10 protein-coding genes are annotated in these 15,574 nt (G+C 26.5%); 5 read left to right on the forward strand and 5 right to left on the reverse strand.

Annotated elements, in window-relative coordinates:
• Positions 1-46: 46 nt before the first annotated feature.
• The 3 genes from R4K56_RS04100 to R4K56_RS04110 form a co-directional block, all read right to left on the reverse strand.
• On the reverse strand, positions 47-1,684 hold the full coding sequence (locus R4K56_RS04100) for an ankyrin repeat domain-containing protein (RefSeq protein WP_335771930.1): 1,638 nt from the start codon (positions 1,682-1,684) through the stop codon (positions 47-49).
• 159 nt (positions 1,685-1,843) lie between these two features.
• Positions 1,844-3,202, reverse strand: coding sequence for a magnesium transporter (gene mgtE / locus R4K56_RS04105; RefSeq protein WP_335771931.1), 1,359 nt, complete (start codon positions 3,200-3,202; stop codon positions 1,844-1,846).
• 27 nt (positions 3,203-3,229) lie between these two features.
• Entirely contained in the window at positions 3,230-3,898 is a 669-nt protein-coding gene (locus tag R4K56_RS04110) for a hypothetical protein (RefSeq protein WP_335760770.1), read from the reverse strand.
• A gap of 153 nt (positions 3,899-4,051) precedes the next feature.
• On the opposite strand from R4K56_RS04110, the gene R4K56_RS04115 reads away from it, so the two are divergent.
• From R4K56_RS04115 to R4K56_RS04135, 5 genes are all read left to right on the forward strand, one after another.
• Positions 4,052-6,211 carry an ATP-binding protein gene (locus R4K56_RS04115; RefSeq protein ID WP_335771932.1) on the forward strand — a complete coding sequence of 720 codons (2,160 nt, stop codon included), beginning with the start codon at positions 4,052-4,054 and terminating at the stop codon, positions 6,209-6,211.
• Positions 6,212-6,313: 102 nt separating this feature from the next.
• A complete protein-coding gene (locus tag R4K56_RS04120; protein WP_335760768.1) occupies positions 6,314-7,420 on the forward strand; it encodes an NYN domain-containing protein in 1,107 nt (368 codons plus the stop codon).
• Positions 7,421-7,465: 45 nt separating this feature from the next.
• The gene (locus tag R4K56_RS04125; RefSeq protein ID WP_335756532.1) at positions 7,466-8,314 is read left to right on the forward strand and encodes a prephenate dehydrogenase; all 849 of its coding nucleotides are present in this window, start codon (positions 7,466-7,468) and stop codon (positions 8,312-8,314) included.
• 346 nt (positions 8,315-8,660) lie between these two features.
• Positions 8,661-10,658, forward strand: a complete 1,998-nt coding sequence (locus R4K56_RS04130; protein WP_335771933.1) for a ribonuclease R family protein — start codon at positions 8,661-8,663, stop codon at positions 10,656-10,658.
• A 118-nt stretch (positions 10,659-10,776) separates the two neighbouring features.
• Entirely contained in the window at positions 10,777-11,622 is an 846-nt protein-coding gene (locus R4K56_RS04135) for an Rpn family recombination-promoting nuclease/putative transposase (RefSeq protein ID WP_335771934.1), read from the forward strand.
• A 478-nt stretch (positions 11,623-12,100) separates the two neighbouring features.
• On the opposite strand, the gene R4K56_RS04140 is transcribed toward R4K56_RS04135, so the two are convergent.
• Both R4K56_RS04140 and R4K56_RS04145 read right to left on the reverse strand, forming a co-directional pair.
• Positions 12,101-13,678: a restriction endonuclease subunit S gene (locus R4K56_RS04140; RefSeq protein ID WP_335771935.1), complete on the reverse strand. Its 1,578-nt coding sequence runs from the start codon at positions 13,676-13,678 to the stop codon at positions 12,101-12,103.
• A 374-nt stretch (positions 13,679-14,052) separates the two neighbouring features.
• Positions 14,053-15,513, reverse strand: a complete 1,461-nt coding sequence (locus tag R4K56_RS04145) for a class I SAM-dependent DNA methyltransferase (RefSeq protein WP_335771936.1) — start codon at positions 15,511-15,513, stop codon at positions 14,053-14,055.
• Positions 15,514-15,574 lie beyond the last annotated feature (61 nt).

The raw sequence follows: 15,574 nt of genomic DNA on the forward strand, positions 1-15,574 counted from the left end.
TATTTACACTAAAATGTCAAAAATAGAATTAAATATTAAAGTATTTTTATGATTTTAATTTATTTTCAAATAGATTAACAATACTATTATATCCTTTTTCTTTGGCAATTACACATTCTTTTTCAAATTCATTTTTAGTAGTATCGTTTATCTCATAATATTTAACTAATTTTTCACATATTTCAAAATATCCGTTTGAAGAAGCTATATATAATGCAGTATCTCCATTAGAATTTTGATCTTTAATAGAAGCATTATTTTTCAATAAATAATCAACAACATCTACCCTACCATTATCAGCTGCTATTATTAAAGGTGTTTCATTAGATTTACTTTTTCTATTAATGATATCAGGATATAGTTCTAAAATATATTTAACTATATCAATATATCCTTTAGCACAAGCAAACATAAAAGAATTCCAACCATTAATATCACTTTCTTCTATATCAGCATCTTTTTCTATCAAATACTTAACAGATTTTAAATTATCATATATAACAGCCCACATTAAAGGTGTAATAGTATCTTCCGATGATTTTAATGTCATTCCGTACATAAGAAGAAGTTCAACTATATCTATATTTCCAGCTATAACAGCATGTACAATAGCATTTCTTTCAATACCATCTATTGCAGATGTATCAGCATTATTATCAAGCAAAGTTTTTACTACATCAATATTTCCTATATAACAAGCATACATCAAAGGAGTTACATCATCATCATCAGCTTTATTAACATCAACATTATATTTTATAAGCAAATCTATAATTTCTTTATTTTCTATTTCTATAGCTGAAATTAAAGCAGATTTTCCATTATCAGTTACACCATCAGGCGGTACTTTATTCATAAGGAAATAATTTACTATATCTTTATGACCTGCAGAAGCAGCAATAGCTAAAGCTTTAGGAGCTTTTTTCTTAGAATTATCAAAAAAGTATCTAACTACATCTAAATGCCCATTATAAGCAGCGGATATAAATGCACTTGAAAATACATTATTTTTATTTCCTGATAATTTAGAATGTATATAATGTACTAATGATAGATTTCCGCTTATAGCTGCTATTGTTAAAGAATATTTAGGAATTTCTATATTTCCTGTATTAAGCATATATTCTACTATATCAATATTTCCGCTAGATATAGCATAAGATAATACAGTTTCTTCGTATATATCAACATCATCTATATTGGCATTATTATCAATTAAAAATTTTACTGCCTCAAAGTTAGATTTCTGACAAGCATACATTAATGGAGTAACATTAGTATCTGTTTTAGCATTAACATCAGCACCATTTTCTACAAGTATCTTAATAATGTCAAAATGATTCTCTGAACAAGCATAGTGTAAAGGAGTTTCATTATTACAATTAGATAAATTCACAATGGCTCCATTTTTTAACAAAATATTAACTATATCAGTATGACCATTAGCACAAGCGTTCATTAATGGTGTTATATATAATTGATCAGCTTTATTTGGATCAGCACCAGCTTTTAATAATAATTCAACTATTTCTTTATATCCTGCTCTGCATGCATGAGTCAAAGGTGTCAAACCTAATATATTGCTTAAATTTACATCTATATCTTTATTTTGTAGAAGAATTTCCACAGCTAATATATTATTTTTTGCCGAAGCTTCATGTAATTCTATTTCAATTTCTCTCATAAAGTAACAAACCTCGTTTACTATAAATTTAATATAAAAGAGTAAATAGTCAAATACATTTTTTATTACTACTTAATGTATTATAAATTATAACTATAATTTAACAATATTTTAAAAAAAATTTAAAAATAATAAAAAAAATATTATTTTTTTATAACATTATTTAAATATTATAAATGCCAAAGTTGCTATAGAACAATATATTGCTGTACCTATTATATCACATATAGATGTAAGCATAGGAGCCCCGCTTATAGCTGGGTCTATATTTAATTTTGTCAATATAAAAGGCAAACAAAGCCCTATAACACTTCCAATAAAAACTATACTGAACATAGATATGCCTACAATAGCAGCTATTTCAAATCCGCCTCTTATTATGCCTAAAACATACGCACCAACTGCCATACTTAACCCCAATATTGAAGCTACTATAATTTCTTTTGTAAGCATATAAAACCAGTCTTTTAAAACCACATCACCAATGGCAAGCGAACGTATAACTAAAGTTGCCGATTGACTGCCAGCATTTCCTCCGCTTCCTATAAGCAATGGCAAAAACACAACTAAGACTATATGTTTTTGCAGTGTATTTTGAAATATGCCTATAACACCTCCAGAAAATATGTTGATAAATACTAATACCAAAAGCCATAATATTCTCTGTTTATATAATGTCAATATAGGTGTAATCTTTAAATTATCATCGAATTGATCTTCACTTGATGTAATACCTGCCATTTTATGAAAATCATCTGTATATTCTTCTTCAGCGATATCAAATATATCGTCTACCGTAACAATTCCAAGCATTGAATGTCTGTCATCAACAACGGCAAGGGAATGCAAATTATATTTTTTTATAATTTCAATAGCATTTTCTTGTTCTTCATATACCAATATACATGGACAATTATTTGCTATTTCTGATATAAGAGCATCTTTATTTGTAAAAAACAATTTTCTTAAAGCTATAGAGCCAATCAATGTTCTTCTTGAATCTATAACATATATAGTTGTATAAGTTTCTGATTCTGCTATATTGCTTCTAACATATTCAAAAGCCTCTCCAACAGTCCAATCAGGCTTAATACTAATATATTCCGGAGTCATCAAACGTCCTATACTGCCTTCTGGATAAGCTAAAAGCCAAGAAGCTATCTCACGTTCTTCATTTCCTAATAGTTTTAATATACTTTCTGACATTTCTTCAGGAATTGACTCTAAAAAATATGTCCTATCATCGGGATTCATATTTTCTAAAAGCTCTTTAACATCAGCTTCAGGCATATTTTCTATTATTCTTTGCTGATCTATAGGAACTAATTCAGGAAAAACTCCTAAATAATAATCTTTTGGAAGTACGCTAAATACTTTATACTTATCTTCATTCTTTAATGAAGTTATTAAATTCGCTGTTTCTACCTCTTGCCATAATGGAAGTATATCTCTTAATGCTTCCCATTCTTTTTCCTCTATCAAATCCTCAATTTCTGGCTGTAAAAGTTCTTTAAGCATATTCCGCTCCAGATGAAAAATAATGTATTAGTGTTTAGTACCAACCAAATAAGTACCTATTTGTATTCCAAAATCAAATGAATGTATATTATATTTTGAATAATTAGGATTTTTATAATTCATAGCAAAATCATAATTAAAATAAAGACCTGCGGCAATGGCGGCAAAACTGCTTAAATTATATTTAAAATCTAATGTAAACTTTAAATATGGTATTACAGCATTATCAAATGACTTTTTTATATCATCACTATTTAATTTAGCAGTATAATTACCATCTCTAATATTGGCTGCCAATGGTATTTTTGCTCCGGCTCCTATACCGAAAGCTAATACTAAAAAAGTAACTCTGAACATAGCACCAGCATTTAAAGTATCAAATGAATATGAAACTACTTTTCCTTCAGCAGAATCTATATATCTGTAAGAACTTCTATAATATCCAATATCAGCCAAAGCATCAAAACCTAATAATCCGCCGAAATCATAGAAATATCCCGGCTGAACTAAAACTCCAAAATCAAAGGAATTTCCATTTTTTAATATATTTAATTTACTTCCGTCTAATCCTCTTACATCAGAAAAAGCAAAACTGCCTGTTAATGGCACAAACAAAGCAACACCTCCGCCATGCTGTGCTAATAAAGCAGAACTAAAAACTATTACAAAAAACAATGATAATATTAACTTTTTCATATTCTTCTCACTTAAATTAACTGTTTATTATTATAATATAAAAAAATAATAGAATGTCAATTCTTTATTTTATACAAATATTACAAAATTATTAAATTTGAAATTTGTATTAAAAATGATAAAATGCCATCATTATAAATATAGGAAATAAAAATGGTTTTGAATTTAAACAAATTTGGAAAATTTAAAAATAAATCTTTTGATATATCTGATAAACTCACTTTATTCTACGGAGAAAATGAATCCGGTAAAACTACTATATTTGACTCATTAATGTTATTGTTTTCAGAAAATAAAAGAACTTCCACATTTGCAAAACAAATAAAATCAAGATACGGCGATGATATAGATATTAATATTATTCCTGAAATAGAACCTTCAAAAAAGATGCATCCTCAATCATATAATAATTTATATTCTATAAGACAAAGCGAAATTATATTTGAAATGTCCGATAGTAAAAAAGATTCAAAAGATTGGGAAAGCGAAATAAAGAAAAAATTATTTGCTTCTGATATAGATGTTGGAAAAATAATATCCGAAGTAAAAGCCGAACATTCTGGAAAAGCTCAAAATGCTATACCAGCTCAATTAAAAAATTTAAAATACAGAAATGAAGAAATAAAAGAAGAATTAGATAATTTATATAATAAAGTTAATACTGAAATAGATAAAAAAGACAAGTTAAAAGATTTAAATGAATTATTAAAAGAAAGTGATAACATCATAAAAGAAAAAATAAATGAATATAATAAATTAAATGCTTTAAGAGAAGAAAAAAATAAATCAAAAGAAAAGAATGTCATATTAAATATTATAACTATGATAAATGACTTCAACAAAAAAGATAAATTTATAAATGATAATATATATTTACAAAAAGATCATTCAAAAATAATAAACAATATAAGTGAAAAAATAAATGAATGCGAAAAAGAAATATATAATTTAAAAGGAAAAATAGAACCTTTACAAAAAGCTGTAGAAGAAAAAAATAAAATTGATTATGAAAGCATAATGATAAGAATAGATAAAGCAATAAAAAAGATAGATGTACTTAGAGAAAAAACAAATAAAATACCAAAAATAGTTTTCTTATCAGCTGTAATTTTAATATCATCGCTACTAAGTTTATATTTTAAAAATCCTTATTGGTTTTTAATAATACTTCCTTCAATACCATTCCTCTTAATAAAAGAAGGTAAAAATGATAAGTTTATAAATGATATACTAGATACCCTACCCGAACTTGATATAAATGCAAATAATTTAGAACTTTCTGCACTTAAAGATATATTAACAAAAGAATTGGCAAAAATAGAATTGATACTTTCTAAAAAAGATGATGAAGAATTAGAAAATTATAAAAAACAATTACAAGAAGCTTTAATAAATTTAGAAAAATACAATAAAGACTTTAATGATTTATTAAATAAACTTAATGTAAAAAGCAAAGAAAATTATTATGAGATAAAAACTAATTTTGATAATGTTTATAAAAATACAGAAGAATTATTTGCAAAACTTATGACAGAAGCAAAAAAATTCGGGCTTAAAGATATAAAAACACTTGAAGCTAATTGTAATAGAATATTAAGAGAATTAGATGAAAAAGGAGTTAATCCTGAAGATTTTAATGAAATGGAAATGAAAGCAATAGAAAATAAATTAAAAGATTTAGAAAAAGAAATAAATGCTTTAAAAGAAAATATGAATAAAGTAATGTCTAATGCTTCATATATTCAAGGCGAACTAAACAGTGCAGATAATGTACATAATAATATAATAAATCTTGAAAGCGAATATGCAGAAAATAATGAAGAAATAAAAAATATGAATAAAAAGAAAAAGGCTTTAGAAATGTTGGAGGATATGCTGCTTCAAATCAATAAAAAGAATGATGATATATTCAATTCACTTTCAAATGAAGCTAAAGTTTTATATAATCATATAACAGGAAAAAGTTTATCAGATAACGGAATTACAATGTCTGGTTTTGATAAATCTAAAATTATGGTTAAAGATAAACAAAATGAAAGCAGAAATGTAGAATTGCTTTCTTCAGCTACAAAGGATGCAGTTTATATAGCTATGCGTCTTTCTATGATTACAAAAATACATGAACAAGGTAGACTAATATTATTAGATGACCCATTCATAACTTTTGATAATAATAGAACCAAAGAAGCATTATCATTTATAAAAGAATATTCAAATAAATACAATATACCTATAGTAATATTTACAAAAGATACATTCATAAGAGATATAATGAAAAATTATAAAGAAGCTGTAATACATGAATTATCTTAAAAATTACATATTTCAAAATATATAAATTACCTTAAATAGTATTGTATTTTTATTAATTTCTTTATACAATAAATCATAATTAAATTATAAGAGATGGTATTTATGAAAAAGATAGGTATATACATAGATTTAGAAAATATATGTCATTTAACTTATGATGTTAATTTTGAATCAATGCTTAATAATATACTATTATATTATAAAAACAATTTTAAAGATAAAGAAGTTTTCTATTCTATAAAAAAATCTTACGGCGATGCAAAATCAATAAAAAAATATGCTAAAAGTTTAAGAGATTTGCATATAGATATTATTTATTCTGTTCCAGTTAATAAAGCAAAAAATATGGCAGATATGATATCTTCAATAGATGCATTTGAAGATTTTGTTATAGATAAAAAAATTGATATAGCAGTATTTGTAACTAGAGATGTTGATTATACAGTTATTATGGATAGATTAACAAGATTTGGGGCTTTAGTTTCAATAGTTACAATAGCTGATAATTCTGCAAGAGATATATTTAAAAATTCATGCTGTCATATATTTAAAATTGAAGATTATAAAGTTTCTGATAAAAATGATAAACAAGAGAAAGAAATAAAAAAAGAAATCACTATAGACAAAAATGATTTCTTAACTTTCTTTTATAATAGAATAATAGAAATTTACAATAATACTGAAACAATAGAAAATATAAGAATATCCATCTCTGATATTTGTAATAAGATAAATGAAGACTTCAATCTTGAAAAAGGAAAAAGTGCTATAGAACAAACTCAATTCAAAAAAATAAAGAATGTTCTAAAATATCTAAATAATAATGGAATAGAAACAAAAATAGACGGTGATGATTTTTATATTAATGATATGAATATTTTTAAAGATGTAATGTCTAATATTTTAAATTTGCATAACTGTGAAATTAGTGAAAAGAATTTTATATATGCATTCAATGAAATAATTGCTAATTGCGAAGAAAACATGAATATATCTTTAGCTAATGTAATGAATGAAATAAATAAAAGATTTTCAATAAACAGCGGTTCAAGTGCAGTAAAACATACTAAATTCAAAAAACCAAGCCGTTTTATCAATTATATAATAAAAAAAGATGTACCTATCGAATTAAGCAATAAAGGAAACAGTTTCATTATAAAAGATAAAAATAAAGTATTAGAAATATTAAATGATATAGAAAACAAATAATAAAAATATAAGCAATCATAAAATAATTATATTAAAGGAAATATTATGCCAAATATAACAGTAATTGGAATGGGCTTGATGGGCGGTTCTTTAATTAAAGCATTAAAAGCTAGTAATCAAAATTATAATATATATGCTATAGATACAAATAAAGAAAATATAGAATCTGCTGTAAAAGACGGATATATTGAAAAAGGTTATTGTAATTATGATAATATAGAAGAATGCATTAAATGGTCTGACATTATTATGTTATGCACATTGCCTTCTATAGCGATAGATATTATAAATAAATATAAACACTTAATTGATGATAATAAAATACTTTCAGACTTCTGCGGAGTGAAGACAGATATTTTTAATAATGCAAAAGATAAAAAATATGTCGGACTTCATACTATGGCAGGAAAAGAAAAAGGAGGATACTGCAATTCTTCAGAAACTCTTTTCAAAAATTCAAATGCCATAATAGTAAATAATGAAAATGCAAATGAAGATGATATTAACATTATAAAAAAACTTTCAAAAGATTTAGGCTGTTTAAAAGTAATAATTTCAACACCAGAAAAACATGATGAAATGATAGCCTTTACAAGTCAGCTTATGCATATAATAGCATGCGGCATTGTTAATCATGACCATTTTTTAGCTTCATTAGGTTATGAAGGAAATAGTTTGGGAGATCATACAAGAGTTGGAACAATAGATGCCAATATGTGGAGTGAGTTATTTTTGTATAATAGTGAATATTTATCTGATACGCTTCAAAAATATATAAATTGTTTGGAAGATTTTAAAAAGGCATTGGATAATAAAAACAGAGATGAGTTAAAAAAATTAATGACTAATTCAAATACTACAAAAAATGAATGGATTGAAAGAAAAAATAAATAAAATTACGCTTATTAGTATTGACATAAAACAGAAATATGTTAGAATATACTAACAAATGATAAAGAAACACAAAAATTAATACTTGTCAATTACTTTTGTATCTTAGGTGATACGAATATTTTATAACCTTCATTTAATTAAACTGTATACCCCTCATATTTGATTATGAGGGGGTATAAAAATAAACGCTTTCTATATTTAAAAAACAACTATAACATAAATATGTAAAAAATTATTACCGTTTGACATTATAAATAATATTGCTATAATGAAATTAATGTCAAATAATTATATTTATGAAAAATATGAATACAATCTAATTTAATTATAGGTAAATAAAACAACAATGAAAGTAATAAAATTATTAAAAAGAATTAATAAACAAAAAGAATTAGATATTTCATCTTATAAAAGTGAACATATAAAAGAAAAAAAAGATAAATTACGTTTTGATAAAATGCTTCAAAAGTCCATATCAATGGGACTTGTAATGAGGAAATCTAATACTTTAAAACTTACCAATGAAGGAAAAATTTATTTAGAAAGGGAATTAAAAAGAATAACAGAAAAAGAAAAAGATATAATAAAGAATAGAAGAACAAGCAAAAGCAAAAAAGATGAAAGATCTGGCAAAAAAACAAGCATACCAAAACCAGAAATAAAAATAGATGTTAATAATGCAAAGAAAGATGCTGAGATAATAGCAAAAGCATATAATGTGCCGACTGAATTCCCAAAAAAATGCTTGGAAGAAGCTAAACTCTTACCAGACAGTATGGAAAATGTAGAATTAGAATTTGACAGAATAGATTTAAGAGATATAAGAACTGTAACAATAGACGGAGCCGATTCAAAAGATTTTGACGATGCTATAAGTATAGAAAAATTAAATGACGGTTATAAATTAGGTATTCATATTGCTGATGTTAGTCATTTTGTAGTCATGGGAAGTGCTTTAGACAGAGAGGCAAGAAAAAGAGGAAACAGCGTTTATTTAATAGATACAGTTTATCCTATGTTTCCGCATGAGCTTTCAAATGGAATATGTTCTTTGAATGAAGGCGTAAGCAGATTCACAATGACAGTATTTGTAACAATAGATAATAAAGGAAATGTAAAAGAAAGTACTTTTCATAAAAGCGTTATAAAATCAAGCAGAAGATTAACCTATGATTATGCTCAAGATATTTTGGACGGTATAGAACAAGATGAAGATTGGCTTGTAGAATTATTAAAAAATGCTGATGATGTAAAAAGAATACTACTTCAAAAAAGAATAGACAATGGAAGTATAGAATTCAATCTTAATGAAACTCAAATAATATTGGATAAAGGCGGAAATCCTAAAGACTTCTTTATCGGTGAGAGAAAAGAAACTCATAAAATCATAGAAGAATTAATGCTTATTGCAAATTGTGAAGTAGCAAAAAAATTAAAGAAAATAAAAGGTGCTATTTATAGAGTGCATGATACTCCAGATCAGGAAAAGCTAGACACATTCACAAGAATAGCATTCAACAGAGGCTACAGAATTACAAGAGATGCAGACGGTAATTTGGATTTCCATTCATTTATAGAATCTATAATGGGAAAGCCTGACGAAAAATTACTTCTTACCTTACTCTTACGTTCTATGAAGCAGGCTATATACGATGTCAATAATATAGGTCACTTCGGATTAGGTTTTGAATATTATACTCATTTTACTTCGCCTATAAGAAGATACACAGACTTACTAACTCATAGACTTTTAAAGCAGGCATTAGAAGGAGTAAATAATTTAAAACCTACTATGCAGCAGTTTTATACAAATTCAGCTCAATGGTGTTCAAAGACTGAAAGAATAGCAGTTGAATGCGAGAGAAGTTTGGATAAAGTAAAAGCTGCAAGATTTATGAAAGACAAGGTTGGAAATGAATATAACGGAATAGTAAGCGGCGTTACCAATTTTGGAATATTCGTTGAAATAGAAGACAGAGGAATTGAGGGCTTAATAAGATATGCTACTTTAAAATCACATTACAGATATGATGAACATGAACAGGCAGCCTACAGCGAAGAAGATGCTAAATGGTACACATTAGGCGACAGAATAAGAATAGTAGTTTATAAAGTTGATGTAAAAGAATTGTTCATTGACTTTATACCTGCAAGCGAATTTGATAATAGTTTCGATGACAAAGATATAATAGACAGCAGAGATTTTTTGAAGAAAAAGAAAAACAAAAAAGAAATATATTCAAGAAAATCTCATAAATCAAGCAAAGATAAAAAAAGAAATTCAAAAGACAGAAGGGACAAAAGAGATAAAAAAGAAAGAAAAAAATCCAAAAAGAGAAGATAATATTTTCTTAACATATTTAATCAATAATAAAAGGCTTTCTTAAATTAATAAGGAAGCCTTTTTATTTATATAAAAAATTACAACTTTACATTTATAGTTAATTTAGTATAATAAAGTCATGAGAAATATTAATGTTTTAAATGACTATTTTGTGAGATACTTATTCTCATCATCGGACAGTAATGCTATACTTCTTGACTTCATTAATTCAATAATGCTTGATTCTAATATGAAGACATTTAGAGATGTGGAAATTCTAAATCCTTTTAATTGCAAAGAAAATTATCAAGATAAAGAAACTATAGTTGACGTTAAATGTATTACACAAAATGGAACAGTTGTTATAATAGAAATTCAGCTTCAAGGCAATTCAAGATTTCCAGAACGCATACTATATTATTGGGCTTCAAATTACAGTAAACTTTTAAAACAAGGCGAAAAATATGATGCTTTAACTCCTGTAATAAGTATCAATTTGCTTAATTTTAATTTAGATGATAATGACTCTATACATTCCTGTTATATGATTTATGATACAAATAATAAAAGATTACTTACTGATCATTTGCAAATTCATATAATTGAACTCAAGAAATTTAAATATAATATATTACAGCCAGATTTAAATTGTTGGCTTAAATTTTTCACAATGAAGGATAATAAGGGGGAAATTATGTCAGATTTAGTAAAAGAAAAACCTATAATGGAAGAAGTACAAAAAAGATACAATAACTTTATAAAAGATAGATTAATGATGAATGAGTATGATAAAAGAGAGGCGTATCTATACGGCAACCAAATAATGTTAGAGGAAGAAAGAAGATTAGGAATAAAAGAAGGCATAGAACAAGGCGAAAAAAATAAAGCCATATCTATGGCAAAAAACATGAAAGCTAGAGATATGGACATAAATCTCATCAGTGAATTAACAGGCTTGAGTATAGAAGAAATAAAAAACTTGTGAGTGCCTGACATTCGTAAGAATGGCAGGGATTATTTACGAACAAGTTTTTTATAAATGATAGAAGAAATAAAAAAATTATGAGCATATAGCAAATTTATTTGCTATATATTTTCAGTGAATAATTTTTTATGAATATGTATAAAGAAATAAAAAACTTGTGAACATCTGGCAAGTTCACTTGACAGATACTTTTAGTGAACAAGTTTTTTAGTATAAATAAAAATAAAAAACTTGTGAGTGCCTGACATTCGTAAGAATGGCAGGGATTATTTACGAACAAGTTTTTTAGTATAAATAAAAATAAAAAACTTGTGAACATCTGGCAAGTTCACTTGACAGATACTTTTAGTGAACAAGTTTTTTAGTATAAATAAAAATAAAAAACTTGTGAGTGCCTGACATTCGTAAGAATGGCAGGAGCTATTTACGAACAAGTTTTTTATTTGTAAAATAGGAAGCCTTTTTATTTATAAAAATCTTATATTTTAATAGTATTAATAACTTCATTGACCCTATTAATCTTATCAACAATACGTTTCTGCTCCTCAATCGGCGGCAATGGAATTTTTAATTGTTTCAATTTATTTATACTAACTCCTCCAATAATCCCATTAATATTTTCTTTAAATATCAAATTAAATACAGGGCTTTGCAAATAATAATACAAAAAAAATACATTTATGCTAATTGTAGAAAAACAGCATAATTTATTTCCAAAACATACATCTTTATCTGTTACTGATATTTTTTTTCCAGCACTACCACCTTCAATACATAATAAAACACTATTCTTTGGTGCTATACGAAATTTGTTATCAGTGTTAGGAATTTTTACTCCATTATCATAATTAATAATATTATCAAATCCTACATCTTTAGTAGCAATATAACAATATCCAGAAGTTAAACCCATATATTTAGTTTTTTTCTCATTTTCATTTATACTATTTCCAGTATATATATTTGCTATATCGGAAACATTACACCAACACCAACTATCAGGTATTTCAAAAGGAAGCTCATCGTCTATACAAACATCTTTTACAATATTATTACCCTCAAAAACTCTTTCATAATATGAACCGTCTTTATTGTATATCTCGCTTGTAGTTTTATCTTTTTTTATCTTACCTTCTTTTATTAATTTTTCTCTCTCTTCTTTTATGCGTTTCAAGAGTTCTTCAGCTGGCTCATCTTTTTCGCTTTGCTCTGTGAGTTTTCCCTCTATAGCGTATTGAAGAATAGATTTCTTTATATTATCAGGGAATTCTTTATTTAATTTAGTAATGCTTTTTTCAAGCTCATCATACTCATTTATAAGAGGCATTAAAAGATTGATTTTTTCAACAATGCGTTTTTGTTCTTCTATCGGCGGTAGCGGAAACAATATACTTAATACATTATCACGAGTTATACCCGGTATCATACTTTTGGCACTAGACTTTAATATATTTACAAATGATTCTAAAAATATTTTTATATAATTTAAATTCATTTTAAACAATGGAAAAATAGCCATAATCTGACGAGCAATATGTGCTTTCTCACAATTTAAAAAAGCCATTGTTCCAACAGTACCTTTACATGTTAATAGTAAACTATTTTTATATGCTATAGTGGTTGGATATTCTGTCCATCTATTTATAATTACTTCTTCATTTTCAATACTGCTAGCACCTGTAATATATGGAATTCCTTTTTCTAAAGAATTATATTTATTATTAGATAAATCTTGTCCAGATGTCAATAATATTAGATTTCCAAGTCTTACCCAAGTCCAAGTGTCTGGTATTTCAAAAGGAAGCTCATCATCTATGCAAACATCTTTTACAATATTATCACCCTCAAAAACTCTTTCATAATATGAGCCGTCTTTCTTGTATATCTCGCTTATTGTCTTCTCTTTCTTTATTTTGCCTTCTTTTATTAATTTTTCTCTCTCTTCTTTTATGCGTTTCAAAAGTTTTTCAACTGGCTCATCTTTTTCGCTTTGCTCTGTGAGTTTGCCTTCAATTGCCATTTGAAGTATTGATTTTTTTAATTCCGATGCTGTCATTTATTTCTCGCTTTTCTAGTTTTTTTATTGTTCTTTTTCCCGCCGCAAAAAGAACCAAAAAGTGCAAGTATAAAATTAATACTAAATCATATTAATTATGTTTTATATTTGATTATCTATTTTATATAAAATACAGCCTTTTTGCTTCTCGCCGTAGGCGGGCTTCGCCTGTGGCAATACCACAGGCACTTCCTTCGGTCGCAAAAGAAGTGGGGGTGTGTACCCTAAGGGCACGCTTCGCAGGGGGCAAAGCCACCACAAACAATAAAATAAAAAATTAATTTTTGAGTATATACCTAAAATTTTAGGTTTTATATACAAACAATTAATATTATATTTTTTACTATAAACAAATATTCAAAACTATTTATATATTATTTCAATATATTCATTATGTTATCAAGTACTCTGTCTATATCCGCGTCCAAACTGGCTCTGCGTTCCTGATACTGTTTTATTAGTTCATCTGGCGGAAGTATTTCCTCCTCCTCATGTGGGTATCCGCATAAGTCTATATTATAATTCCTTTCCACTATCTCATCAATACTGTATTTCTTGCTCTTATCAAAACCGTCTAAGCTAATCTCCTTTCTATTATCCCACCATTCAAACACTTCATTGAAATGTTCAAGTTTCATAGGTTTAGTTTTTGAAAAGTTTTTATATCCTTCCGGCATATCAAGTCTATAAACCCAAGTTTCTTTTGTGGAATGAGTTTTATCAAAGAATAATATATTAGTTGTAATTGATGTATAAGGAGCAAAAACACTATGAGGCATACGCACTATAGTATGCAAATTAAACTCTTTAAATAATTTTTTCTTTATAGACACTTTTATATTATCAGTACCGAATAAAAATCCGTCAGGAAGTATTACTGCACTTCTTCCATTAAGTTTTAGTCTATACATTATAAGAGTAACAAATAAATCAGCCGTTTCACTGCTTCTTAAATCAGCAGGGAAATTCATTTTTATATTATCTTTTTCATTTCCTCCATAAGGCGGATTCATTACTATAATATCAAATTTATCGCTTTCTTTAAAATCTATCACATCATATTCAAGTGCATTGTCATGAAAAATGCTAGGATTATCAACATCATGTATAAACATATTTGTAATACATAATAAAAAAGGAAGTGCTTTCTTTTCTATACCATAAATAAAATTATTATAAAGTTCTCTTTTTTCAGGTCCCTGCAAATCATTATAAATTATATTTAAAGCAGAAGTTAAAAATCCTCCGGTACCGCATGCAAAATCTGCCATTCTCTCGCCTAGTTTTGGATTAATAATCTTCATTATAAAATCTGTTACGGCTCTAGGCGTATAAAACTCTCCGGCATTTCCTGCACTTTGCAAACTCCTTAATATAGTTTCATATATCTCACCGAATGCATGACGCTCTTTATAATCTTCAAAATCTATTTCATTTATTACATTTATAACCTGTCTTAAAAGTATGCCGTCTTTCATATAATTATTATTATCTTCAAATGCTGATTTTACTATAGATTTTACTTTTAAAGAACTATCATCAATTTCTAATTTCTTAAGAGCAGGAAAAAGTTGAGTATTAACAAAATTTAAAAGCTCATCTCCAGTTAATGCCTTTCCGTCCCTATTATCAACTGCCCAATTATCCCATTTTAAATTCTCAGGTATTACAGACTCATAATCATCATAAACCGCTTCCCATTGCTGTTCTTTATAATTAAAAATCTTTAAAAATATTATCCATACCATTTGTTCTATACGCTGAGCATCGCCGTTTATGCCTGCATCATTACGCATGATATCTTGAAGTCTTTTTACTAAATTATTTAAACTCATTTATTTCACTCCGTTTTTTTATTTATATTAAACATTTTTAATTTTTTTATTTTTTATTGTT

Origin of the sequence: Brachyspira pulli, from assembly GCF_036997785.1 — a bacterium.
GTDB classification, from domain to species: domain Bacteria; phylum Spirochaetota; class Brachyspiria; order Brachyspirales; family Brachyspiraceae; genus Brachyspira; species Brachyspira pulli.